This window comes from Rhodococcus sp. C-2 (assembly GCF_027854095.1).
Classification (GTDB): Bacteria; Actinomycetota; Actinomycetes; order Mycobacteriales; family Mycobacteriaceae; genus Rhodococcus_F; species Rhodococcus_F qingshengii.
In genome coordinates, this window is the sequence record NZ_JAQGFI010000008.1 from 76814 (window position 1) to 101601 (window position 24788).

Here is a 24788-nt window from a genome sequence, read left to right on the forward strand (position 1 = left end):
TTCGCAAGTGTACGAGGTCAAACCCGGGTGTTGTCAACCCGGTCGGTAGGAATTGCTGCTCGAGTCACATTTTCGAGCACCCGAAGCTGCTTCTCGAACGGGTGGACGCCCACTTCTTCGGGCGAGAGCGAAGCGTCGTAAAGCGGTGTGTATCCACTGGACAGATACAGCGCGACGGCCTCCGGTTGCCGAGGCCCTGTCGTGAGGAACACCCGACTGTATCCGCGAAGCTCGATCTCTCGTTCCAACTCACGAACGACGGCCTTGCCGAGGCCACGCTTCCGATAGTCGACCGACGTCCAGATTCTCTTCAGTTCCGCAGTGGTGGAATCGAATTGACGAAAAGCACCACCGGCGATCGGCAGACCGTCGTGGGTGAGCACCAGAAGCGCACCCTGCGGATAGGCAAATTCTTCTGCCGGATACGTCGTGAGATCCTCGAGCATCGCTTCGCGAGTCCCGCCGTAACGCGAACTGTATTCGAGTGCCAACTCCGCGATCAGTGGAGCTGCCAAGGGATCGTCCTGCGATACCGAATAGACCTCTACCGCTCCGACACCCTCGAGCTGTCGAGTTCCGAGCTCCAGTGCCACAACACTTTCCTCCATGAATCTGGTCAACGCTCCCCCAGCCTGAAAACTTCCGGAGCGAGGGTGGTTCCGTCGACGAGGTCCGCCACAAGTTCACCCAAGGCCGGACCGAACTTGAACCCATGCCCCGAGAATCCCGCCGCCACCGTGACGGCGCCGACTCGGTCGATGACGAAGTTACTGTCCGGCGTGCTCGTGTACAGGCACGTGATCGACTCGACACGGGTGGAATCGACGCCGGGCAACCACGACTCGGCGTACTCCACCAATCGCTGCTCTCCGTCGACATCAGGGGTGTAGTCACGGGTCTGCGGAGTCACCACCGGCCCGGTCGCGTGTTCGCCGATCTTGATCCCGTCCTCGGAACCGAGCCCGTAGATCCCCGCGGTCTCCAATTCTGCGCCGGTGTGGTGGACGAAACTCGGCCACTCGACTCCGGGATCGAGCGGTGCGAAGTGTGCCGGTTGTTCCTGTGTCGTGCGCAGCGTCGGCAGTACGATCTCGGAGCCGAGACCGCTGTCTGCGATCAGATCTGCAGTCCACGCACCGGCCGCGATCACGACCTGACGAGCTGCGAGCGTTCCACTGTCCGTCACCACGTCCACGCCGTAGGACGCTCGCGCGAGTGCCAACACCCGAACATCGTGACGGACCTCGGCACCGGCAAACACCGCTCCTGCCTTCAGAGCGGTCACTGCGCGGTCCGCGTGCAGCCGGCCTGCGTCGGGGTGATGGAGCACCGTGGTGTCGAATCGCAGCCCCGGCCAACGGGCGGACGCCTCGGCAGGGGTGAGGATCTCACCCTTGATGCCCGCCTCGAGAAGTATCTTCGCCTTGGACTGCACGGCCTGCGGCAGGCCGTGATCAACGGCACCGGTGAGTTCCAGGAACCCGATGTCCGTCGTGGTCTCCAACTCCCGCCACAGCGGCAGCGCGTCGGCCGCCAAACCTGTGTACAGGTGATTGTCGTACGCCTGCCGATAGATGCGCGAAGTACCGTGCGACGCACCGTGCTTGTGCCCCGGCCCGAACTGTTCCAGCTGAACGACGCTACGTCCGCGTGCCGCGAGCCGCCAGGCGGCGGAGGACCCGACGAGTCCTCCGCCGATGACGATCACATCGAGAATCTCACTCATGGACGAGAGCTCACTTGGTCTTCGGAAGGCCGGGCGGGTTGATCAGGGACGTGTCGACGGCTTCGCTGGTGATGTTCCAGCGCTCGAGGATCTGCTGGTACGTGCCGTTCTCGATCGTGTGGTTGATCGCGTCGTTGATCGCCTTGATCAGGCCGTTGTCCTTCTTCACCAGCACCGCGATCTGCCCCTGCAGGGTGTCGCCGGCCCCGGAGAACTCACCGACAACCTCGGTCTCCCCCGACTGCTTGGCGTGGAACTGCGATGACGGGTTCGGGCCGAAGTAGGCGTCGATCCGGCCGGACTGCAGCGGGAGGTAGTAGTCGGTGGTGTTCTGGTAGTAGGAGATGTCGGTAGGCGCCAGGCCGGCCGCGACGTTCTGCTCACTCCACTTGACCAGCAGCGCTTCCTGATTGGTGCCCGAGGAGACGGCGATCTTCTTGCCCGCGACGTCCTTGGGTTCCTTGATGGAGATTCCGGCACCCTTCTTGGCTTCGAAGGCGAGGGTGTCGAGACGGTAGGTCGCGAAGTCGTACTTCTCCTTACGCTCCTCTGTGACAGTCACATTGGAGAGGAAGGCGTCGGCCTCACCGGAGTCGATCCGGACGAAGTTCTGTGCCCAATCTGCTGTCTGCAGGTCGACCTTCAAGCCGAGAACGTCACCGATCAGATAGGCGAAGTCGGTCTCGGAACCGATGAGGGTGGTGTCGTCGTCGGCGTAGAAACGGAGCGGCGGAGCGGAACCGGCACTACCGGTGACGCGCAGCGTGCCACGATCGCGGATGTCCTGAGGTAGCTCGGCGGCGATGGAATCCACCTTGTCGGTGGTGATGCGGTTCTGATCGGCCGTGAGGTTGTAACCCGCAGCAGCGGTGACCTGGGCGCCGTCGGACTCGGCGTCCGCGCTGCTGCATGCAGCGCTGAGCAATCCGACGGTGGCAAGCGCCGAGATCAGAAAAGTCGCGCGACGGGATGTGGAGAACATCAATTTTTCCTTCCGGGAATGAGTCTGGGTCGCGTCAGAGGACGCGGGAGAGAAAGGCTTTGGTCCGTTCGTGGACCGGATTGTCGATCACCTGCGAAGGCGGGCCCTGTTCGACGATGACGCCGCCGTCCATGAAGACCGCAGTGTCCGCCACTTCCCGAGCAAATCCGACCTCGTGTGTGACGATCACCAAGGTGGCGCCGTCACGGGCCAGCTGAGCGAGGACTTCGAGAACCTCGCCCACCAGTTCCGGGTCGAGCGCCGACGTCGGCTCGTCGAAGAGAATGACCGCCGGCCGCAGTGCCAGCGCTCGCGCTATCGCGACGCGCTGTTGCTGGCCACCGGAGAGTTGGCGCGGATACTCGTCCGCCTTGTCGCCTACCCCCACTCGCTCGAGCAGCGCGCGGGCCTCGCGGTACACCTCGTCACGATCACGCTTCTGGGCCGAGAGCGGCGCTTCCACCACGTTTTCCAACGCGGTCAGGTGCGGAAACAGGTTGAAGTTCTGGAACACGAATCCGATGTGCGAACGCTGTTTCAGGATCTCGCGGTCACGCAGTTCGTGGAGTCGATTTCCCTTGCGCCGGTATCCGATCAGCTCTCCGTCGATCCGTACGGTTCCGCGGTCGACCTTCTCGAGGTGATTGAGGGTTCGCAGCAAGGTGGACTTACCGGAACCCGACGGACCGAGAATGACGGTCACTTCGCCCTTGCGGACCAGGAGATCAACGCCGGCAAGTACTTCCAGCGTGCCGAAGGACTTGTGAATTCCGCCCGCTTCGACGGCATACACCGTCTCTTCGGCCAGTTCTGCGGTCATCGGGTCGCACCTCTCGGAATATCGAGACGCGCATCGCGAATCTCTTCGAACTTCTTGCGCGCCTTCTGTACCGGAGTCAACGGAAGCGCACGGGCGGATCCTCGTGCATAGTGGCGCTCCACGTAGTACTGACCGATCGAGAGCAACGTCGTGAGGATGATGTACCAGATCGTGGCGACCATCAGCAGGGGCACGACTCGTCCGTTGCGGCCGAAGATGACCTGCACCTGGTAGAACAGTTCGGCGATTGCCATGGTGGAGACGATCGACGTTCCCTTGAAGAGTCCGATGACCTCGTTGGCGGCGTTGGGGAGGATCGCTCGCATTGCCTGCGGGAGAACGATCTTGAAGAACTGGCGACTGCGCGGAATACCGAGCGAGTGAGCAGCTTCGATCTGACCGTGATCCACCGAGATGATTCCGGAGCGGATGATCTCGGCCGAGTATGCAGCCTGGTGCAGCGCCAAACCGATGACTGCCGCGGTGAATCCGCCGATCACACCGCTGACCTGGAAGGTGAAGAACTCGGGCCCGAAAGGTATTCCGAGAGAAAGCGTCTGGTACAGGTATGTGATGTTGAACCAGAAGAGCAGCTGCACGATGAGTGGAATCGAGCGGAAGGCCCAGATGTAGGTCCAGGCGATCACCTGCAGGACCGGATTCTTCGACAACCGACCGAGTGCCAGGAAAACACCGAGACCGAAACCGAGGATCGTCCCCCACAGGGTCAGTTTGATCGTCATCCACAACGCGGCGAGCACTGATTTCGCGGTGAAGTACTGCGCGAACGTCGGCCAGTCCCAGCCGGGGTTGACGACGAGCCCGTGGATGAACTGAGCAAGCAGGACCAGCACGACCGCACTGATCACCCAGCGCAGCGGGTGCCAGGTGCGAGCGACGACAAGCTCCGAGTCGGGAAGTTGCGACTCGGACACCGACTTTTCGGGGCGGACATCGGTGGGCGCGCTCACGGCGCGCTACCTGACGGAGTGGACATCACGAATAGACCTTTCGGGAAAATGGGAACGCAGCTGTGTCCTCGAGTTGGTGCGCTCGAGTTGCGAAGACGACGAGAGTTCGGTCAGCGACAGTGACACGAAGCGGTGCGGCACAGATCGATGTGACGTCGCTTGTGCGCAGCGTGCGAAGTGGTACCCATGTGATGCCTTCCATCGGTCCTGGCGGTAGCACCCGCTCCCGATCACTCGGGGGGTTGCTGCGACGTCGACGAGCCAGGTCTCTCGGTCGCTCTGGATGGTGAGCAAAGACTAGACGCGAAATGTCGAGTCGTCAAATGTTGTATTTCCCTGCACTGCAAGGGAAATGAAGTGTCTACGATGTTGAAATCGCATTGATTTCAACGGTGTCCGAAGCCGCGTTCGGCGTGTTGAATGGAGCGTTCGAATGAAGACCGGGACCGCCGTCCGGACTGACTTTTCCTCTGCCGTACCGTCTGCGGAGTGAGTGGACTCGACGCTTTCTTCATCTTGTTGGCCGGTATCGGCGCGGGCGCGATCAACGCCGTGGTCGGCAGTGGAACGCTGATCACGTTTCCCACCCTGGTCGCCTTCGGCATGCCGCCCGTGACCGCAACCATGTCCAACGCGGTCGGGCTCGTCGCCGGCGGAGTTTCGGGTACCTGGGGCTACCGACGTGAGCTGTCCGGACAGTGGGACCGACTGAAGTGGCAGATTCCGGCGTCCCTCGCCGGAGCACTACTCGGTTCGTGGTTGCTCATGCACCTACCCGAGAAACTGTTCGAGACCATCGTTCCGGTGCTCTTGGTCCTCGCTCTCGCGCTCGTCCTCCTCCAACCACGCATCCAGGCGTGGGCCAAGAAGCGTTCCACCGAAGAAACGACGCTGTCCACCAAGAGGCTGATGCTCCTGACCGCCGGCACTTTTGCAGTCGGCATCTACGGCGGATACTTCACTGCCGCGCAGGGCATCCTTCTCATCGGTGTGATGGGTGCCATCCTCCCGGAAACCCTCCAGCGCATGAACGGCGCGAAGAACCTGCTGTCGCTGCTCGTCAACATCGTTGCAGCAGGGATGTACATCACTCTGGCATTCGATCAGATCAATTGGGCAGCAGCCGGTTTGATCGCCGTCGGCTCACTCGGTGGTGGCGTCCTCGGCGCCCGCTACGGACGGCGCCTGTCCCCCACTGCATTGCGCTACACGATTGTCGTCGTCGGCCTGATCGGCCTGTGGCGCCTTCTCGCTTGACCGCCCACATCGGGCGCCACCCGCACATACTGGAGCAATGACCAGTACAGAAGATCAGACCGGTTGGACCTACCTCATGGACATGGACGGGGTTCTCGTCCACGAGGAGCACTTGATACCTGGAGCGGACACGTTCCTGGCAGAGCTGGCGTCGAACGACATCCCGTACATGGTGCTCACCAACAACTCCATCCGCACCCCGCGTGACCTGCGAGCACGCCTGCTCAATTCGGGACTCGACATCCCGGAGAAGTCGATCTGGACGTCAGCGCTCGCAACCGCGACGTTCCTGGCCAACCAGCGGCCAGGCGGCAGCGCCTACGTGGTCGGCGAATCGGGCCTGACCACTGCCCTGCACGACATCGGTTACGTCCTGACGGACAGCGACCCCGACTACGTCGTCCTCGGCGAGACGCGAACGTACTCCTTCGAGGCAATCACCACCGCCATTCGCCTGGTCGAGCGTGGATCGCGGTTCATCGCCACCAACCCGGACGCCACCGGGCCGTCGCGTGACGGCTCGCTGCCGGCCACCGGCTCGGTCGCGGCACTCATCACCAAGGCAACCGGACGCGATCCCTACTACGTCGGCAAGCCCAACGCCTTGATGATGCGCTCAGCCCTGCGGTCCATCGGCGCTCATTCCGCCAATACGTTGATGATCGGCGACCGCATGGACACCGACATCGTCTGTGGCCTCGAAGCCGGACTGCAGACGATTCTGGTGATGACCGGGATCTCGACCCGCGCGTCGGTAGAGCTCTATCCCTACCGCCCGACCATCGTCCTCGAGTCGGTCGCCGATCTTGTGGGAACAACAACCGATCCATTCCGTAGCAACACAAACAATTGATTCAAATTGCAAAACAAAACCGAAACTCGGTAATTAACTGGTAAAAAACAGCAGATTTGCCAAGTTCCGACTCGTCCGCTTTGTCCAACTGAACAAACCAACGGTTTTATTCGCACCAAACTTACAAACGAGTAGTTAGACGCAGGTCAAAGATCATTTCGACACCGAGTGACAGTTGGACTCCAGTCGTAAAATTGATTTTTCGAAAAGTGGTAACGAATCGTTTGCCGTGTCTGATACTCATGTCTGAATGGCCCCATTTCGGGTCCCAGACATGAAATGAGATTTTCATGAAGAAGCAGACCAAGGGTGCGATCGCTGCTGCGGCGGCCGGTGCCCTCCTCCTCGGCGGTGCCGGCTCGCTCGCAGTCTGGAGCGATTCGGCCGACGTCAGTGGCGGCGGGCCCGTCACGTCCGGCGCCCTCGACCTGAGCTCTTGCGCACCGGTCGGTGGCGGGTGGAACTCCCTCAACCCGACGAAGACCGCGATCACCAACATCTCGGCTTACCGAATAGTCACCACCGAGAGCATCGAATACACCTGCGACGTCACTGTGACCGCAGTGGGCGATCGTCTCGCGGCTGTTCTGACCGCTGATACGGCCGGAATCGTTCCGGGTGCGAACAGCGCCGAGCTTGCCGCTGCTGTCGTGCCCGTGACGACAATCAAGGACACTGGCGGCAACCCGATTTCGCAGATCACCAAAGCCCAGAACGGAACGATCGTCCACGTCGGAGTCCGGCTGAACTTCAACGAGGTGGCCAATCAGGTCGCGCAGAACCAGTCGCTGAACTTGTCGGCGATGAAGTTGGTCGTCACTCAGACAGCACTGACACCGGCCCCGTAATTTCATGAGGAAAAAGGTCTGGGGAGCGATCGCAGTCGCGGTGGCTGCTGTAGCGGTGTTTGCATCGTCACAGCAGTCGCTCGCGCTGTGGTCCGATTCGGCGAGCGCGAATGGCGGTACGGCGACAGCCGCCAGCGTCAACCTCACGGTTGGTACAACTGCCGGAACCAGTGCGGCGTACACCCTGGCGAACTTGACGACGGCCGCGACGCCCGTTGTCCCGGGAAACACGGTGCAAGCACCGCTCACCGTCAAGAATTCGGGGACTGATCCTCTGCAATGGCGAATGCAGTCGACGACCGCACTTACGGGATTCACGTTGACCACGTACGGAGTCGCCAACGAAGGCGCCTGCCCGACCGGCGTGAACACGGCAGCTCCTGCCGTTCCATCCCTGATGTCAGCACCGATGACCGCGTCGCTGCAGCACCCGGTTTCACCGGCGTACATGCCGGATCCGCTCGTGCCTGGCGGCACCTACGTCTTGTGTCTGCGGCTCGCGGTGGACTCTGGTGCGGTCTCCGGTCAAACGAACAAGGCCACCTTCACGTTCCAGGCAGGTCCGGTATGACAAAACACTCGACCATACGCGGTGAACGTACCGGCCCTCTGTGGTGGGTCACCTCGATTGTCAGCTGGACACTGCTGCTGGCAATTTCGGCAGTCATCGTCGCAACGATTGTCGTTCCCTTCTTTGCCGGAGCACAGCGCTTCACGATTCTGACCGGTTCGATGCGCCCGACGTACAACCCTGGATCACTGGTAGTGGTCAAACCTGTCGATCCGTCCGAACTGGGGATCGGTACACCTATTACGTACCAGCTGGAATCGGGTCAGCCGACCGTCGTCACGCACCGGATCATCGCCACAAGTGAAAACCAGAAGGGTGAAAGAACTTTCATCACCCAGGGCGATGCGAACGGTGAGCCTGACGAGAAGGAAGTGCGGCCGGTGCAGATCCGGGGAAAGGTCTGGTACAGCCTGCCTTATCTCGGTTACGTGAACACCTGGCTGACGGGAGAGCAGCGCACCGTGATCGTGGTGATCGTAGTGACCGCTCTACTGCTGTACGCGTCGTACATGATGATCAGCGGCATCCGTGACGGCCGGAAGGAGCGAGCTCGCGCCCGATTGGCTGCTGACCCTGCACCTTTCGAGCCCGCAGACAACGCCCAGATCGAGAAAGGCCAGCACGATGCCCTCGCGCCCTGACCGTCCGGCTCACCGGATTCGTCACCTGTTGACCAGCACGCGCTTTCGCGCGCTGCTCGCTTTGGGGATGGTACTGGGTGTCGGCGGCGTGACCACACTCGCGGCCTGGACGTCTTCCGCCACGGCAACCTCGGGCAACATCACGACGGGTTCCATCAATCTGCAGTTGAACAGCATTGCCCAGCCCATTCTGACCAGGTCTCTGAATTTCAGTGAGCTTGGCAAGTCCGGAATGATTCCCGGCGATTCGAATACCGCTCTGATCAAGGTCAACAACCTGGGCACAGGGACAACTGTCCCGCTGAAGTACACGATCACGTCTACGAGTAGTGGTGCGTTGACGACCTCTCTACGAATGACGGTTTCCTCCAACGGAACTGTTGCCAACAAGTGCACTGACGGCGCCAACGTTGTGTCCTCGCTCGCGCTGACACTCACCGCGAATCAAGCCATCGGTAGCCCCGACCGCCCACTGGCGGTCGGGGCTACCGAGAATTTATGTGTCTCGGTGCAGCTTCCGACAACACCGACACCGCCGACGAACAGCACGTCGAACATCGTCCTGACCTTCACGGCAAAGGTGTGATGGCAATGGCTCGACACGCGAAAAAACATGCAAAGGCCTCGATGCCGAACCGGGTACGGGAAGTCCTGCTCAGTCTGGGAGCCCTCGCAGGCTTGGTATCCATCATCATTTTCATCGCCGGTCTGGCTTTCGGTATCACCCCGCTGATCTTTCGGAGTGGATCGATGTCACCCGCGATCGATACCGGTGCTCTCGCATTCGCGCGCACCGTGCCTGCTTCGGAAGTGCTGGTCGGTGACATCGTCAGCGTCTCCGACAGCCAAGGCACGCGCATCACCCATCGTGTGGAATCAATAGATCAGCAGGGCAACAACCTTGCCGTCGCACAACTACGTGGTGATGCAAATCCGATCGCCGATCCCGATCCCTACGTCATCACCGAAGCCGATCGCGTCTTCTTCAGCATCAACCGCCTCGGATACGTGGCAGTCTGGCTGTCCGGACCGAGTGGGCTTGTGCTTGGTGCGATTGCCGTCGGTGGGCTCCTGTACATCGTGTTCCGTCGACGTGAGGCTTCCGACGCGGAGGAACCTCAGCGGGATCGTCAGGACATACGCGGCGACTCCCATGCCCTCAAGGCCATCGTCGCCTTGGCTACGGTCGGTCTCACGATGGTCGGTGTGTCCCAGATCGGTGGTACCAAGGCGGGGTACACCGACACAGCCACGGCAACAAGCATTCAGTTCGGCACTGCTGCAACCTTTCCCACGTCTCCAAGCACAGCCAGTTGCGCAGTGAATTTTGCGGTCGCAGTAACGATCACTTGGCCAGCGACGGTCGGAAGCTCATACCGTCTCATTGCCCGCGATAGCAACGGATCCTTGTTGGGATCGAATGACTACACCGCAACGTCTACTACAGGCTCCATGAGATACGGCTCGGGCGGTACAACAGTCGCGTTCCCGCTCATCGTCGGCACCTACAACATCGAAATCCATGGACTGAGCGGCACGTCGGTCACGCCGTCGTACTCCGGCTACCAATTCAGCATTCTCGTCGGCCTGCTCTACTCGTGTGGCGGTCCGATCAGCGGGACATCTGCTCTCAGTCGATCGGCAGCGCCGGCACTGGCGGCAGACGCTCCGAGCACTCCTACCACGGCCGTCACTTCCACGGCCGTCACTTCCACGACCGCCTCATCCACCACGCCCACCACGACATTGGCGCCGGCTGTGACAACCACCAGCACAACTGCACCGTCGACAACCACCAGCACAACTGCACCGTCGACAACCACCTCGTCACCGGCTACAACTACGGCGCCCCAGACGACGACCGCTACAACGACAACGACAACGGTGCCACCAACTACGACCACCCCGAGCGAGGTTCCCGTCGACGCCCCGGTGACCACTACCGGTCACAGTGCACAGAAGCTCTCGACTTCCGCTGGAACCGTTGTGTCCGTGTCGAATTCATCAGGTACTGAAGTCTATCGAGGTACCGTCGACAGCGACGCTGTCCTGCATTGGCTCACCGGTACCGATCAGCTATACGTAATCACCCCTTCCGGAGTCACCGTCATCGACACGTCAACGGGAGTCTGGGCCGAATCTCCTGCCCCGAGCGAACTGCCGGACGAGATCAAGGCGCTGGTGCCGTGATGAGAAAGACAACGAAAGCTGCCATGGCAGTTGCCGCGGCCGGAGCCGTATTGCTCGGCGGTTCGGGCACATTGGCGAAGTGGACCGACAGTGCGACCCTGACAAGCGCCGCTGTCCAGTCCGGGACCCTGGATCTGGGAGCGTGCGTGACCACGAGCAGCGGGGGCTGGTATTCGCAGGTCTACGTCAACGCGCCCACCAATCCGAATCCACTCGTATATATCCCGGACATCACTACCTACCGGCTCAAGCCCGGATTCAACTACACGTATTTCTGCGATTCGAAGGTGATGGCCACCGGCCCACGTCTGAAAGCGAACGTGACAGTCGACAAGACCAAGTTGAGCGGCGGGCTCGCGGCCGCCAACATCGACCTTCGCACGTACGTCACGGATCAGAGCAACAATCTGCTGTACGACAGCACAGCACCGACGCCGAACCTCATCGCGGTCACGTCGGCCCTGAACAACACCAATCTGACGGCGCAGGTGTTGTTCACGATCTACCCCACCGACACGACAAGCTCAGGTCTCACACTGAATACGACGGCGTTGACGATCGACGTCAAACAACTGGGTCTCACGCCCGCACCGTAGAACGCCTTGCCGTCGGAAGTTCGAGGCAAGGCGCTCCAGCGATTCAGCCGAGTGCTCGCTTCAGATCAGCCAACAGATCAGCCGTGTCTTCGAGACCGACGGACAGACGGACAACGCCGTCTGTAAGACCCACTGCTGCACGGCCTTCCGGACCCATGGCCCGGTGCGTCGTCGTGGCGGGGTGAGTGATCAACGACTTGGAATCTCCCAAGTTGTTGGAGATGTCGATGACGCGCAGACCGTTGAGAACCTCGAACGCCCGCTTCTTGCCCTCTCCGTCAGGCGCATCGAGCTCGAACGTGACAACCGTTCCGCCACCGCTCATCTGAGACCTCGCGAGCTCGTGCTGCGGATGCGACGTCAGGTACGGATACTTGACCCACTTGACGCCGGAGTGTCCTTCGAGGAATTCGGCGATCTCGAGTGCCGAAGCCACGGAGTGCCGAATACGGACCGGCATCGTCTCCAGGCCCTTGAGCAGAGTCCACGCATTGAATGGACTGAGCGCAGGACCGGTGTGCCGCATCAGTTCTCGAACGGGACCGCTGATGTATTCTTCGGTACCGAGGATCGCGCCACCAAGCACGCGGCCCTGACCGTCGATGTGCTTGGTGCCGGAGTACACAACGACGTCGGCGCCCAGATCGAGGCTGCGCTGCAGAAGCGGCGTCGCGAAGACGTTGTCCAGCACTACCTTTGCACCGGCTGCATGAGCAAGCTCCGACACCCGTCGAACGTCGACGAGAGATTGCATCGGGTTGGACGGCGTCTCGAAGAACACTGCCGTGGTAGGCACGGACAGCGCCTCTTCCCACTGCGCGTTGTCTTCACCGTCGACGAAGACGACCTCGACTCCCCAGCGCGGAAGAATCTCGTTGCACACGACGAAGCAGGATCCGAAGAGGCTGCGCGCAGCCACCAATCGGTCGCCGTTGGCCAACAGTGCGCCCAACGCCGTGAAGACTGCCGACATTCCGCTGGCAGTCGCAAAGCAGGCTTCTGCACCTTCGATGAGACGCAGACGCTCTTCGAACATCTTGACGGTCGGGTTGCCGTAGCGGGAGTAGACAAAATGATCCACCTCGCCGGTGAAGGCTTGTTCGGCGGCTTCTGCACTCTCGTAGACGAATCCGGAGTTGAGGAACAGCGCTTCGGAAGTCTCCTCGAACCCGGTACGCATCAGTCCGCCGCGAACACCGAGAGTGCCGAGACCGACGTCGTCCGGCAGCGCCCGTTGAAATGCGCCACCCTGGGGAATTCCGCTCACTGCTGCCTCCACGGCAAGCCGATGGCCCGCCAACCTACAAGTCCGCGATGTCCGTCGGCACCCAATGCGCCTTCGAACCCGTCGAGCACGTTGTACGACGGGCCGATGCCCGCCGCAGTCGCAGCTTCCGCCGCACCGATGGAACGCTGTCCGGATCGACACAGGAAAATCACCGGACGCTCCGACCCGGAGGAATCAGCAGTGATGCCGGCTTCCTTCAACTGGTCGACGAAGTTGTCATTGCGCGCGCCGGTCGGGTGGCTCACCCATTCGATCAGTGCAGCCTGCTTGCCGAGGGAGGACACATCGGGGACACCGACGTACTTCCACTCCGCATCGGTCCGCACGTCGACCAGCACGGCGTCGGGGTTTTCGCGGAGCAGCTCCCAGGCTTGCTCCGGCGTCAGATCGCCTGCGTAACTCACGTAGTCCATGTTTTCACAAGACTGCCGTGAGCGCCTGAGCGGGCCGTCAGTTGCAGACGACCCAACGGTTGCCGTCACGGGTCAGGGCCCAGGTCGAGACTCGCTCGCCCGCTCCGCCACCGGTGATCGTCACGTCGGCCCGGGCGCGATCGCCGTTGACCGCGACCCCGTCCACACCCTTCAGCTCGACCGTCCCGTCGACGCCGGCCATCGGACCGTTGCTCGAATTGAAGCTCGCGCAGGTCAGGGTCTTGATCGTCTCCGCGTCATTCCGATTCTCGGCATCGACGTAGTCGGTGACGGAGCGGCTCACGCGGTCCGACTCGGTGACGTTCTCCTCGGCCGGCGAGATCCACGATGCGACGAAGATTCCACCCAGGATCAAGGCGACGATGGCGACAGCCAAGAGGAACGGCCCCGCAGACGCCTTCTTGCCATCGATGTTGTCGGATTCGCGCAGCTCGTCACTCATAACGCCAATAGTCCCCCACAACTTGAAATTGTGGCCCGTCAAGGATCAGGCCCCTACCCCGGATACCCCAGACAACAGGAGAATGGGAGGAAAGAATAGGTTTACCCACAACCGATCGAGTGAGAGTGTGGATCCGTTCGGCCGCAACCGAGGCACTGTGCTTAGGTTCGGCTAAATTGGATACTTGTCGATATGTTGTCCGAACTTCGAAGAAGGTAGCTGTCCTCACGATGACTGACTCCAACCGCCCACTCCGGGTCGCGATCGTCGGCGCCGGCCCCGCCGGCATCTACGCCGCCGACGCCCTCATGAAATCCGACACCGCAGTTTCCGGCCGCGGCGTCAGCATCGACCTCTTCGAGCGCATGCCCGCGCCCTTCGGCCTGATTCGTTACGGCGTCGCGCCTGATCATCCGCGCATCAAGGGCATCATCACCGCCCTGCACAAGGTGCTCGACAAGCCTCAGGTACGCCTGCTCGGCAACATCGACTACGGCACCGACATCACCCTCGACGACCTGCAGTCGTTCTACGACGCGGTCATCTTCTCCACCGGCGCCAACGCCGACCGTGCGCTCGGCATCCCGGGTATCGAACTCGACGGCAGCTACGGCGCGGCCGACTTCGTCTCCTGGTACGACGGCCACCCCGACGTACCGCGTACGTGGCCGCTCGAAGCCGAGAAGGTCGCCGTCCTCGGCGTCGGCAACGTTGCACTCGACATCGCCCGCGTTCTCGCCAAGACCGGCGACGAACTGCTGCCGACCGAGATCCCCGCCAACGTCTACGAGGGCCTCAAGAACAACAAGGCCGTCGAGGTTCACGTCTTCGGACGCCGCGGCCCGGCCCAGGCCAAGTTCACCCCTCTCGAACTGCGCGAACTCGACCACTCGCCGACCATCGAGGTCATCGTCGACCCCGAGGACATCGACTACGACGAGGGTTCCGAGCAGGCTCGCCGCAACTCCAAGCAGGTCGACATGGTTGCGAATACGCTGCAGGACTGGGCAATTCGCGACGTCGGAGCCCGTCCTCACAAGCTGTTCCTGCACTTCTTCGAATCTCCCACGGAGATCCTCGGTGAAGACGGCAAGGTCGTCGGCCTGCGCACCGAGCGCACTCAGCTCGACGGCACCGGCAACGTCAAGGGCACCGGCACGTACAAGGACTGGGATGTCCAGGCCGTGTACCGCGCCGTCGGTTACCTCTCGCAGAACATCACGCAGTTGCCGTTCGACGACCAGGCCGGCACCGTCCCCAACGACGCCGGACGCGTCGTCGCCGACGACAACGCCGAGGGCGCAGCCCGGTTCATGCCGGCCACCTACGTCACCGGCTGGATCAAGCGCGGCCCCGTCGGCCTCATCGGCCACACCAAGGGTGACGCCAACGAAACCGTCGCGAATCTTCTCGAGGATTCCGTCGACTTCGCGGGCGCCGCGAACCCCGACGAGAACGCAGTCATCGAGTTCCTCGAAGGCAAGCAGGTTCCGTACACGACCTGGCAGGGCTGGTACCGCCTCGACGCGCACGAGCGCAGCCTGGGCGAGCCCGAGGGCCGTGAGCGCATCAAGGTCGTCGAGCGTCACGACATGCTGAAGGCATCCGAGCCCGACCGCGCGAACTGAGTGCGCGGAAGTAACTGAACAGAAGCCCTCCACCGGCCCGACGCGACCCAGGTCACATCGGGCCGGTGGTGTGTGCAGGGACCCAGGGCAACAGGGCAAAATAGACCCCGTGTTTGACGCCCATGTGCATATCATCGACCCGCGCTTCCCGCTGGTCGAGAATCACGGGTACCTGCCTGAGCCCTTCACCGTGGCCGATTACCGGGCCCGGATTGCCTCGCTGAAGGGCCTCAGCGTTGACGGCGGCGCGGTGGTGACCGCGTCGTACCAGGGCAATGACCAGGAATACCTGAAAGCTGCCTTGTCCGAACTCGGCGAAGGCTGGGTGGGCGTCACTGCTTTGCCGCTCGATGCGACGGATGAAGACATCGTTGCCCTGGACGCACTGGGAGTGCGTGCCGTCCGGTTCAACCTGCGCCGCGGCGCCACCGACCTGCGTCTGCTTGCCGATCTTGCCAACCGCGCTTTCGATCTGGTCGACTGGCACGCCGAGTTCTACGTCGATGCCACGCTGTTGCTGTCGTTGGAACCGGTCTTCGCCAAATTGCCCGCGGTGAGCATCGACCATTTGGGAATGTCCACCCGCGGACTGCCGTATCTCCTCAACCTCGTCGACCGCGGAGTGCGCGTCAAAGCCACCGGGTTCGGCCGCACCACCATCTCCGACGTCAGCGATGTGCTGCGCCAGATCCACGCGGTCAATCCCGCTGCGCTGATGTTCGGCACCGATCTACCCGGTACACGGGCACGTCGAGCGTTCGAGGTCCACGACCTGGACGTGATCGCCGACGCTGTCGGCGACGACCTGCCCGCGGTCATGTGCGACAACGCCCGCTCCTGGTACCGCTGCGCTCAGGTGAACGCAACGGCTCCCAGCCACAGCCCCGCCGCGATCAGCGCTCCGAACAGTTCCACCAGCATGGACAATCCGACTGCCTTCACCGCGTGAAGCGTCGACGACCAAGCGATGTCGTAACGGCGCAGCCGCGCTAGTTCCGCGAAATACGTTCCGACGATGAATCCGAGGAACAACCCCACGACCGGAATCACGAAGAACCCGATGATGCCGACGACGCCGCCGACCACCACCGACAGGTTGGGCACTCCCCCGGACTTCATCCGCTTGCCCGGCCACGTGTACTTCACGATCCCGGTGACCACCAGTGCCAGCGTGGACAGCGCGAACACCATCCACGCCGTGGCACCACCGGTCATGATCGCCCACACCAGAATTGCACCGAAAACGAGAAGCGTCCCCGGGAGAATCGGAACGACGACACCGATCAGACCGACCAGGATGACCAGCCCGACGAGGACCTCGGCCGCTGGACTCATCCGACGGGACGCACCTTCGACGCAGCCTCGCGAGCACGGTCGCGTGCAGTAGGCACATCGGCGGCCGTCGACACTGCAACACCCATGCGACGACGCGTGAAGCTCTCCGGCTTGCCGAAGAGCCGCAGGTCCGTCTCGGGAACCGCGAGCGCCTCGGCGACGCCGTCGAATCCGATCCCCTTTGCCTCCACTCCGCCGTAGATCACTGCCGATGCTCCCGGAGACGTGAGCGTCGTGTCGACCGGCAAGCCCAGGATCGCGCGGGCATGCAGTTCGAACTCCGAAAGTCGCTGCGTCCGCAGAGTCACCAATCCGGTGTCGTGCGGCCGTGGGCTCACTTCGGAGAAGAAGACGTCGTCGCCCTTCACGAATAGCTCGACGCCGAAGATGCCTCGCCCGCCCAGAGCCGTGGTCACCTTCTCGGCGACGTCTCGGGCCGAGGCGAGGGCAACCGCGGACATCTGCTGCGGCTGCCACGATTCGATGTAGTCTCCGGCCTCCTGCAGGTGCCCGATCGGTTCGCAGAACGACGTCTCGACCTGACCGCTCTCACCGACGGCTCGAACTGTCAATTGCGTTATCTCGTAATCGAAATCGACAAAGCCTTCGACGATCACCCGGCCGTGATTCACACGACCTCCGGCCATCGCGTAATCCCATGCGGCGTCGAGATCTTCGGCGGATCGAACCGTCGACTGTCCCTTCCCCGACGAGGACATGACTGGCTTGATGACGCACGGGAAACCGATTCGGTCTGTCGCTGCCTGCACTTCGGCAAGCGAGTCCGCGAAAGCGTACGGCGAAGTGGGCAGGCCCAACTCCTCGGCCGCGAGCCGACGGATTCCCTCACGGTTCATCGTGAGCTGGGTGGCTCGGGCGGTCGGAATGACCACCGCACCCCCGCGTTCTTCGACGAGTGCAAGCGCATCCGTCGCGATGGCCTCGATCTCGGGAACCACGAAGTGAGGCTTTTCCAACTCGATGACGGCAAGCAGTGCTTCCGGATCGGTCATGTCGACGGTATGAGCACGATGAGCCACCTGGTGCCCAGGGGCATCGGGATACCGATCCACCGCAATCACTTCGACGCCCAGACGCTGCAGCGCGATGACAACTTCCTTACCCAACTCGCCTGATCCCAACATCATCACGCGGATGGAGTTCTCGGTCAGTGGGGTTCCGAATCGGAGCGGAAGCGTCGGCAGGGGCGAAGGCGTCGAATCAAGCTGCATGGGTGCGACTATATGCCAATCCCGATGCAGGTCAGCGCGGTTATCGGCCGTCCACCACACCTTCGCGGCCAAATCCTCGCCGGATCGTTCGGGGTAGCGCAGGTTTGCGATAGGTGCGGGTGGCAGTGTCCGGCTCGGAATTCCGTTGCGGCACGGTGTCGTTGCCGACGCGGTGCACTTTCACGAGGTTGCGCCCAGCACGCTTGGCGTCGTACAGAGCCTCGTCTGCGACGCTCATGAGGGTCGACAGCGCCGGCGTCGCATGATCGACCCACGCGACGCCGACGCTGACGGTGCTCGTCACATCTGATTCGGCCGAGTACTCGACTTGCGCGCCGCGGACCGTCTCGGCGACATCGATTGCTCGCGCGTAGCTGCAGTCCGGAAGCAGAACGGCGAACTCCTCGCCGCCGAGCCTTCCGATCAGATCGCCGTCCGACAATCGGTCAGCGGCCCGCTCGGCGAAGTTCGCGAGAACGCTGTCACCGGTCATATGTCCATGCGTGTCGTTGATGCTCTTGAAGTGGTCCAGGTCGAGCATCAGCAGGCCGACCGGAGATTGTGTGCGAGCCGCGTCGGCAAGTTCCGCTTCCGCGTGGCCGAGGAACGCACCGCGCGAGAGGACCCCGGTCAGATGGTCGAATTCGACGGCAAGGAAGAGCTCACGCTCGGCAGCACGGCGTTCCTCGGTCGCACAGGCAACCGCTATCGGCCCCAACGCGATCAGGGTGACCGCTATGGATGTGATGACGTCCTCGTTCCACGTCGAGGCGGCTTGATCTCCGATGTCGAGTCGACCGCTACCCGCCATCATGAGTGACCACACCGACCAGACCACTGAAACGAAGGCAGTGCTCGGAACCGAGATGCGAGTGGCACACCAGAGGAGAGCTGGAATCGGCAAGACCAGCGCAATCGGCCCTTCGATACTGAGGGCGATCGGCACGCAGGCTGCAGTGGCGAGTAGCGGAACGCTCAGAGCGGCGACAGTTCTGGCGGTCAGTTTCCTGCGGAACTCGGCAAGGCTCGACGGGATGGTGAGAGTGAGAATGAGAGGAAGGACCAGCAGGTACGCCATGACCTCGGTGGCACCCCAGTGGAAAAACGTGTCGGCAAAGGACTGACCGCGTAAGAGCCGGTCCAAGGCGCCGGCCGTGGCCGCGGTACCAGTCGCCGCGACGAACGAAACGAAGACCATCCATACCAGCGACTGCGAATCGACCAATCGGAACGGTGTGCGCTTCAAGTAGTACAGAACGAGAACACCGAGCGTCACTCCGGCGAGGTTGGCCCCGTTCAGCTGCAGGGCAAGCGACAGCGAGTTGCCCGTAATCAGGTCAGCGCAGACGTATCCGACGGCCGCGGCGATCCACGTCCGCCATTCGATCAGGACCGGCCATCTGACCATCATTCCCAGCAGAATGGCGTTGGCGCACCAGAATGTCGCGAGCAAACCTGGTGGGCGCGTGAGGATGCCGATCAACGATGCCGCAAGTACGACGGCCAGCACTAGGAGAAGGCGCAGAAAGCGACTCGTCCCTACCATGCGTCACCTCGCGGTCGGCTACCTCTGAATTCGGGAGCACCGGACGTCGCGGTGACCGTATGCCGATGTCGTCGAACCATCGTACGCAGGTGCTGCCACTCGCAGTTCTGTGTTCACATGCCAAAACGGCAGCTGCGACCATCTCCGCAAACGCGAGTGCCCTCCGGCCACGACAGTGGACAGAGGGCACCTGCATGCAATCCGATCGGCGGAGCCGAATGGACCTGCCGGAAGGGATGACTACTCGGCGGATCCGCTGGACAGACCCGAGAGTGAACCGGTGGACGAGCCCTCGCCCTTGCCGGACAGCGATTCGGTGGGAACGGACTTGAGGAAAGCTCCGAGCGCGGTGAGCAGGGGTCCGAGGGTGCTGAGTGATCCGAACATAGGAGGTTCTCCTGTATGTGAGGTGATGTGATGTTCCAGCGCCATTCCGGCCGCAGGCGGTGGCCGAGATGGTTCGGGAACTTCTGCCGCACGGATGGCTGAACCGCCCCCCGAACAACATCCCGAGCTGTGATGTAGCGCACTTACTTGGCGCTGCCTGCATTTATAGACCGGCTTTCCACACTTGTCTAGCTACCTAATAGCTATCAATGCGGACTTTCGGTCACACCTTTACGGATAATTGCAGTTCAAAGCGCAAATTCACCCTATAGAATGTCCCATAATGTGATTTAGCTCACAGTGAAAAGCCGAAAAGTGTGACCCGCAGACAACTGCGAGCCACACTTTCGGACAAACTGGACTTACTTATCGGCCGCCGATCCCGTCCCAGGGGTGAGAGAGCCACCACCGAGTGCCGTGAACAGGTCCTTGAGCACCGGAATGAACGTCTTGACGACGCCGCTGAAGTCTTCGAATGAACCCATGTCGGGCCTCCTTTTGTCGGAATGCAGTTGAGATGAAGTGAGGACCGAGAACTACTCGGCGGCCGAACCGGCCGAACCCGAGCCGTCTGCCGATCCCGCGTTCAACTTGGTCACGAATGCAAGAACGCTCTTGAGGAAGGCGTCGAGATTCTGAATCGAGGTCATGCGACTACTCCTGTGTTGTTTCGGAAGATTTCTCGAGGTCGACGTCAGGAGTTCGAGCTCGCGGTGTCCAGCCCCTGAAGGGTTTTGAGCATGTTGACCAGGGGCAGAAGCTGGAGAATGCCCCAGCCCATACCGTTGGCCTTGAGGAGGTTTCCGAGGGATCCCATATGTGACTCCTTGCATGAATATCTATGACGCGGCGCACGTTTTGTTCGCTCCACGTCTTTGTAGCCAAGCTAAATACGTACGTCCAGTTTGTTTCTGTCCAAGCGAAAACGTGACACATTGGATGAATATGTAAACCTGCAGTTCAGGTGCTGTGACCTGAATCCAATCTCGAATTCGAGTGTGTTCGAGATCACAGTCAATTAGGACAAAAGGATGCAATCGTCAGAGTCGGTGCCAACCTCGACCGCGATCTGTCATACCGTGTGCGTGTGATCAATCGCGAACGAGCGGCAACCGAGGCAACTCACCGGGAACCGTCGTGCTAGCAAAACTCCTCAAGACGTACCTGCCGCCGTACCGCTGGTTGCTTGCCGGGGTCCTCGCACTGCAACTCTTCGGGGCCATCGCGTCGTTGGTCCTCCCCACACTCAACGCGCGGATCATCGACGACGGCGTCGCCCGAGGCGACACCGGATTCATCATGTCCACCGGCGGGATCATGCTCCTGGTCTCGCTTGCGTCGATCATCGCGTCGGTCGCATCGACCTATCTGGCTGCAAAATCGTCGATGGGCTTCGGCCACGACGTTCGAGGCGCCTTTTACAAGGCAGTCGGCAGTTTCTCGGATCGCGAATTCAACAGTTTCGGTGCGCCGACGCTGATCACACGCAACACCAACGACGTCCTGCAGATCCAGGCCCTGGTCATGCTGACGTCCTCGATGCTCGTCAGCGCCCCACTTATGTGCATCGGCGGCATCATCATGGCTCTGCGCGAGAACCTGCAGATGTCCTGGCTCCTGACGATTTCGGTACCACTGCTCGGCATCACCGTCTCGGTCGTGGTGGCCAAGCTGATCCCGCATTTCCGGACGATGCAGACGCGGATCGACAACATCAATCGATCACTGCGCGAACAGCTCACCGGTATGCGTGTCATTCGCGCCTTCGTTCGCGAACCCGACGAAACGATCCGCTTCGACAAGGCCAACAAGGAACTGACCGACACTTCGCTCCTCATCGGCCGGTACCAGGCGGTTCTGCTGCCCACCGTCATGTTGATCGCCAACCTGTCGAGCGTCGCGGTCCTGTGGTTCGGCGCGCATCTGGTCGACACCGGAGACATGCAGATCGGCCAGATCAGCGCCTTCCTCGCCTACGTCATGCAGATCCTGATGTCCGTGGTCATGGCGACCATGTTGGCCGTCGTGATCCCCCGCGCCGCCGTGTGTGCCGACCGCATCACCGAAGTACTCGACACCGAGCCGACCGTGCCCGCGCCGGCCCAGCCCCTTCGCCCGACCAGCCCCTACGGCGTTGTCGAGTTCGGTGGAGCCGGATTCACGTATCCGGGAGCAGAAACGCCGGTTCTGTCGAATGTCTCGATGCGATGCATGCCAGGAACGGTCACCGCGATCGTCGGCAGTACGGGCAGTGGCAAATCGACCCTCGTCTCACTCATCCCCCGGCTGTTCGACGTCACAGCCGGCGCCGTCCTGGTCGACGGCTTGGACGTCCGTGGCTGGGATCAGGACGAACTCTTCGCCAACTTCGGATACGTGCCCCAGAAGGCCTATCTGTTCGCCGGCACGATCGCGAGCAATATCCGCTACGGAAACCCGACCGCCACCGACGACGACATCTGGGCAGCCCTCACCATCGCCCAGGCAGACGACTTCGTCCGGGAACTCTCCGACGGTCTCGAGTCACCGATCGCCCAGGGCGGCGGCAATCTCTCGGGCGGACAAAAACAACGTCTCGCCATCGCCAGAGCGGTGGTCCGCAGACCCCGGATCTTCGTCTTCGACGATTCGTTCTCCGCTCTCGACATGCATACGGACGCCGCGGTCCGACGCGAACTCCGGACGGTTTCGACTCATTCGACGGTCATCATCGTGGCTCAGCGCGTCGCATCCATCATCGATGCCGACCAGATCATGGTCCTCGAAGACGGTGCGCCGGTCGGCCTCGGCGACCATCAGTTCCTTCTGGCCAACTGTCCGACGTACCAAGAGATCGTGGCTTCCCAGATTCCCGCGGAGATGAGCGCATGACCAGCCCGCAGGACCCGACATGGGGCGGCCCCAACAGCCAGTACTTCGACGATGCCCCGACGGTGGTGTTCGCCAAGATCCCGAGCGAACCTGAATCCGCGGACGGGGATGCGAAGTCGAGTAACCCCGAGACCCCCGACAAAGAGCCGAAGCCCGCGCTGACCGCGACTGACACCAAACCTCGCCACTTCAAGGCGACGATGAAGCGGCTTCTCTCGCTTCTGCAGCCGCACAAGTTTGCGGTCTTCTGTGTCGTCGTTGCGACGATCGCCAGCATCGCACTCTCCGTCGCAGTGCCGAAAATCCTCGGTCACGCGACAGACCTCATCTTCGCCGGGTTCATCGGCAAGAGCCTGCCCGCCGGACTCACCCGCGAGCAGGCCGCAGACGCCATCCGGGCATCAGGGAATTCGACGTTCGCCGATCTTGTCGCCAACTCGACCGACGTCGTTCCCGGTGTGGGTCTGAACTTCGACGCCATCGGCAAGGTCGTCATGCTCGCGATCGGCGTGTACTTGCTCTCGTCGCTGCTTGCCTGGTTGGAAGCATTCCTCCTCAACATCATCGTCCAGAAGACCATCTACAACCTGCGTGCATCGGTCGAGGCGAAGCTTCACCGTCTCCCCCTTCCATACTTCGACAAGACGCCGCGTGGCGAGATCCTCAGCCGCGTCACCAACGACATCGACAACATCTCGTCGACGCTGTCGTCGACGTTGACCTCGCTCCTGACGTCGGTGCTCACCGTCCTCGGCGTCCTGACGATGATGTTCGTCATCTCTCCGATGCTCGCCCTGATCGCACTGATCGCGGTGCCGGTATCGGTGCTCCTCGTTGCCAGGGTCGCCAAGCGAGCACAGGTGTTGTACAAGGCTCAGTGGACCGAGACGGGCAAGATCAACGCGCAGATCGAGGAGAACTACAGCGGTCGCGACCTGGTACGCGTGTACGGGCATCAGGCCGAAGCCGAGCGTGAATTCGCCGAGCAGAACAAGAAGCTCCTCGACGCGTCCTTCGGCGCACAGTTCCTCTCCAGCCTGATCATGCCGGTCATGAACTTCGTCGGAAACATCACCTACGTGCTGCTCGCTGTGGTCGGCGCTCTCAAGGTCGCCAGCGGCAACATGTCACTCGGTGACGTTCAGGCCTTCATCGTCTATTCGCGCCAGTTCAGCCAGCCACTGACGCAGATCGCGTCCATGTCGACCAGCCTGCAGTCCGGAGCCGCGTCGGCGGAGCGGGTCTTCGAGCTTCTCGACGAACCCGAGCAGTCGCCCGACATCGACGTGCCGCTTCTCCCCGAGCCCGCCGGACGTCATCGCAACGTCGGTCACATCGAGTTCGAGAACGTCTCGTTCCGGTACGAGCCGGACAAGCCGTTGATCGAGAACGTGTACCTCACGGCTCGGCCCGGGCAGATGGTCGCCATCGTCGGGCCCACCGGTGCCGGCAAGACCACCTTGGTCAACCTGCTCATGCGCTTCTACGAAGTCGACTCCGGCCGAATCACTCTCGACGACGTCGACATCTCGCAGATGCGCCGCTCCGACTTGCGCAAGCACGTCGGCATGGTTCTGCAGGACACCTGGCTCTTCGGCGGCACGATCCGCGACAACATCGCATACGGCCGACTCGACGCCAGCGAATACGAGATTCACGAAGCCGCACGCGCTGCCTTCGTCGACCGCTTCATCCACACCCTCCCGGACGGGTACGACACCGTGCTGGACGAGGAGGCGTCGAACATCAGCTCCGGCGAGAAGCAGCTCATCACGATCGCTCGTGCATTCCTGTCGGAGCCGTCGCTGCTGATTCTCGACGAGGCGACGAGCTCGGTCGACACACGTACGGAACAGCTTGTGCAGCAAGCAATGTCCGCGTTGCGCGTCGGGCGGACCAGCTTCATCATCGCGCACCGGCTCTCCACCATCCGTAACGCCGATCTGATCGTCGTGATGGAGTCGGGCAAGATCGTCGAACAGGGCACACACGACGAACTCATCGCAGCGGCGGGCGCGTACTTCCGTCTCTACAACGCTCAGTTCGAGGGTGCCGCCGTCTAGTGATCGGCGCCTCCCTCGGTGGACACAGTGCCCCGGAGCACACCTGATCGATTCGACACGTTACCGTCGGGTCAGAAGTGTTGTCACCGTCTGAATTGGGAGTGCGT

The 24788-nt window shown here is 61.8% G+C and carries 27 protein-coding genes and 1 riboswitch; of the genes, 12 read left to right on the top strand and 15 right to left on the bottom strand.

Annotated elements, in window-relative coordinates:
* Positions 1–17: 17 nt before the first annotated feature.
* From PCS43_RS18120 to PCS43_RS33475, 6 genes are all read right to left on the bottom strand, one after another.
* Entirely contained in the window at positions 18–608 is a 591-nt protein-coding gene (locus tag PCS43_RS18120; protein ID WP_047269464.1) for a GNAT family N-acetyltransferase, read from the bottom strand.
* A gap of 8 nt (positions 609–616) precedes the next feature.
* Positions 617–1726 (bottom strand): FAD-dependent oxidoreductase, encoded by a 1110-nt coding sequence (locus tag PCS43_RS18125; RefSeq protein ID WP_054831834.1) that lies wholly within the window; start codon positions 1724–1726, stop codon positions 617–619.
* 10 nt (positions 1727–1736) lie between these two features.
* Complete coding sequence (locus PCS43_RS18130) at positions 1737–2708, bottom strand: ABC transporter substrate-binding protein (RefSeq protein WP_007726832.1); 972 nt, start codon at positions 2706–2708, stop codon at positions 1737–1739.
* A gap of 34 nt (positions 2709–2742) precedes the next feature.
* On the bottom strand, positions 2743–3528 hold the full coding sequence (locus PCS43_RS18135; protein ID WP_209907941.1) for an amino acid ABC transporter ATP-binding protein: 786 nt from the start codon (positions 3526–3528) through the stop codon (positions 2743–2745).
* Complete coding sequence (locus PCS43_RS18140; RefSeq protein ID WP_003944440.1) at positions 3525–4499, bottom strand: amino acid ABC transporter permease; 975 nt, start codon at positions 4497–4499, stop codon at positions 3525–3527. The genes PCS43_RS18135 and PCS43_RS18140 overlap by 4 nt, the downstream gene beginning before the upstream one ends.
* 110 nt (positions 4500–4609) lie before the next feature.
* Positions 4610–4687 carry a putative leader peptide gene (locus PCS43_RS33475; protein ID WP_350318888.1) on the bottom strand — a complete coding sequence of 26 codons (78 nt, stop codon included), beginning with the start codon at positions 4685–4687 and terminating at the stop codon, positions 4610–4612.
* Between the two features lie 7 nt (positions 4688–4694).
* Positions 4695–4789: riboswitch (SAM riboswitch) on the bottom strand.
* 199 nt (positions 4790–4988) lie between these two features.
* Between PCS43_RS33475 and PCS43_RS18145 the strand changes: the two genes are divergently transcribed.
* From PCS43_RS18145 to PCS43_RS18180, 8 genes are all read left to right on the top strand, one after another.
* Entirely contained in the window at positions 4989–5756 is a 768-nt protein-coding gene (locus tag PCS43_RS18145; protein WP_003944404.1) for a sulfite exporter TauE/SafE family protein, read from the top strand.
* A 37-nt stretch (positions 5757–5793) separates the two neighbouring features.
* The gene (locus tag PCS43_RS18150; RefSeq protein ID WP_003944345.1) at positions 5794–6609 is read left to right on the top strand and encodes an HAD-IIA family hydrolase; all 816 of its coding nucleotides are present in this window, start codon (positions 5794–5796) and stop codon (positions 6607–6609) included.
* 290 nt (positions 6610–6899) lie between these two features.
* Positions 6900–7457, top strand: coding sequence for an alternate-type signal peptide domain-containing protein (locus PCS43_RS18155; protein ID WP_047269467.1), 558 nt, complete (start codon positions 6900–6902; stop codon positions 7455–7457).
* Between the two features lie 4 nt (positions 7458–7461).
* The gene (locus PCS43_RS18160; protein ID WP_064443278.1) at positions 7462–8028 is read left to right on the top strand and encodes a hypothetical protein; all 567 of its coding nucleotides are present in this window, start codon (positions 7462–7464) and stop codon (positions 8026–8028) included.
* Positions 8025–8669 (top strand): signal peptidase I, encoded by a 645-nt coding sequence (locus PCS43_RS18165; protein ID WP_209907939.1) that lies wholly within the window; start codon positions 8025–8027, stop codon positions 8667–8669. Before PCS43_RS18160 ends, PCS43_RS18165 begins: the two co-directional genes overlap by 4 nt.
* Positions 8653–9255 carry a SipW-dependent-type signal peptide-containing protein gene (locus PCS43_RS18170; RefSeq protein ID WP_082920554.1) on the top strand — a complete coding sequence of 201 codons (603 nt, stop codon included), beginning with the start codon at positions 8653–8655 and terminating at the stop codon, positions 9253–9255. The genes PCS43_RS18165 and PCS43_RS18170 overlap by 17 nt, the downstream gene beginning before the upstream one ends.
* A 5-nt stretch (positions 9256–9260) precedes the next feature.
* The gene (locus tag PCS43_RS18175; protein WP_209907937.1) at positions 9261–10859 is read left to right on the top strand and encodes a hypothetical protein; all 1599 of its coding nucleotides are present in this window, start codon (positions 9261–9263) and stop codon (positions 10857–10859) included.
* Positions 10859–11455 carry an alternate-type signal peptide domain-containing protein gene (locus PCS43_RS18180; RefSeq protein WP_209907935.1) on the top strand — a complete coding sequence of 199 codons (597 nt, stop codon included), beginning with the start codon at positions 10859–10861 and terminating at the stop codon, positions 11453–11455. The genes PCS43_RS18175 and PCS43_RS18180 overlap by 1 nt, the downstream gene beginning before the upstream one ends.
* 43 nt (positions 11456–11498) lie before the next feature.
* Here PCS43_RS18180 and PCS43_RS18185 read toward each other — a convergent pair whose 3' ends face one another.
* Genes PCS43_RS18185 through PCS43_RS18195 form a run of 3 tightly spaced genes read right to left on the bottom strand, consistent with a single transcriptional unit; the run spans position 11499 to position 13619 of the window.
* Positions 11499–12722 carry an O-succinylhomoserine sulfhydrylase gene (locus PCS43_RS18185; RefSeq protein ID WP_209907933.1) on the bottom strand — a complete coding sequence of 408 codons (1224 nt, stop codon included), beginning with the start codon at positions 12720–12722 and terminating at the stop codon, positions 11499–11501.
* Positions 12719–13147 carry a rhodanese-like domain-containing protein gene (locus PCS43_RS18190; RefSeq protein WP_007726822.1) on the bottom strand — a complete coding sequence of 143 codons (429 nt, stop codon included), beginning with the start codon at positions 13145–13147 and terminating at the stop codon, positions 12719–12721. Before PCS43_RS18190 ends, PCS43_RS18185 begins: the two co-directional genes overlap by 4 nt.
* Positions 13148–13193: 46 nt before the next feature.
* Positions 13194–13619 (bottom strand): Rv0361 family membrane protein, encoded by a 426-nt coding sequence (locus PCS43_RS18195; RefSeq protein ID WP_007726820.1) that lies wholly within the window; start codon positions 13617–13619, stop codon positions 13194–13196.
* A gap of 230 nt (positions 13620–13849) precedes the next feature.
* On the opposite strand from PCS43_RS18195, the gene PCS43_RS18200 reads away from it, so the two are divergent.
* Both PCS43_RS18200 and PCS43_RS18205 read left to right on the top strand, forming a co-directional pair.
* The gene (locus tag PCS43_RS18200; protein ID WP_003944405.1) at positions 13850–15247 is read left to right on the top strand and encodes an FAD-dependent oxidoreductase; all 1398 of its coding nucleotides are present in this window, start codon (positions 13850–13852) and stop codon (positions 15245–15247) included.
* Positions 15248–15356: 109 nt separating this feature from the next.
* Positions 15357–16196 (top strand): amidohydrolase family protein, encoded by an 840-nt coding sequence (locus PCS43_RS18205; RefSeq protein ID WP_270923076.1) that lies wholly within the window; start codon positions 15357–15359, stop codon positions 16194–16196.
* Here the strand turns inward: PCS43_RS18205 and PCS43_RS18210 are convergent.
* The 6 genes from PCS43_RS18210 to PCS43_RS18235 form a co-directional block, all read right to left on the bottom strand.
* Positions 16100–16582 carry a DUF456 domain-containing protein gene (locus PCS43_RS18210; protein WP_021333954.1) on the bottom strand — a complete coding sequence of 161 codons (483 nt, stop codon included), beginning with the start codon at positions 16580–16582 and terminating at the stop codon, positions 16100–16102. The genes PCS43_RS18205 and PCS43_RS18210 overlap by 97 nt on opposite strands.
* Positions 16579–17814 carry a formate-dependent phosphoribosylglycinamide formyltransferase gene (gene purT / locus PCS43_RS18215; RefSeq protein ID WP_003944342.1) on the bottom strand — a complete coding sequence of 412 codons (1236 nt, stop codon included), beginning with the start codon at positions 17812–17814 and terminating at the stop codon, positions 16579–16581. The genes PCS43_RS18210 and purT overlap by 4 nt, the downstream gene beginning before the upstream one ends.
* Positions 17815–17854: 40 nt before the next feature.
* Positions 17855–19360, bottom strand: coding sequence for a GGDEF domain-containing protein (locus tag PCS43_RS18220; protein ID WP_234552037.1), 1506 nt, complete (start codon positions 19358–19360; stop codon positions 17855–17857).
* A 240-nt stretch (positions 19361–19600) separates the two neighbouring features.
* On the bottom strand, positions 19601–19747 hold the full coding sequence (locus PCS43_RS18225; protein WP_007726811.1) for a hypothetical protein: 147 nt from the start codon (positions 19745–19747) through the stop codon (positions 19601–19603).
* A gap of 362 nt (positions 19748–20109) precedes the next feature.
* Positions 20110–20232 (bottom strand): hypothetical protein, encoded by a 123-nt coding sequence (locus PCS43_RS18230; protein ID WP_019749478.1) that lies wholly within the window; start codon positions 20230–20232, stop codon positions 20110–20112.
* A 209-nt stretch (positions 20233–20441) separates the two neighbouring features.
* A complete protein-coding gene (locus PCS43_RS18235; RefSeq protein ID WP_003944443.1) occupies positions 20442–20564 on the bottom strand; it encodes a hypothetical protein in 123 nt (40 codons plus the stop codon).
* Between the two features lie 320 nt (positions 20565–20884).
* Between PCS43_RS18235 and PCS43_RS18240 the strand changes: the two genes are divergently transcribed.
* Both PCS43_RS18240 and PCS43_RS18245 read left to right on the top strand, forming a co-directional pair.
* Positions 20885–22618, top strand: coding sequence for an ABC transporter ATP-binding protein (locus tag PCS43_RS18240; RefSeq protein ID WP_021333951.1), 1734 nt, complete (start codon positions 20885–20887; stop codon positions 22616–22618).
* Positions 22615–24681 carry an ABC transporter ATP-binding protein gene (locus PCS43_RS18245; RefSeq protein WP_042924214.1) on the top strand — a complete coding sequence of 689 codons (2067 nt, stop codon included), beginning with the start codon at positions 22615–22617 and terminating at the stop codon, positions 24679–24681. Before PCS43_RS18240 ends, PCS43_RS18245 begins: the two co-directional genes overlap by 4 nt.
* Positions 24682–24788: the final 107 nt, after the last annotated feature.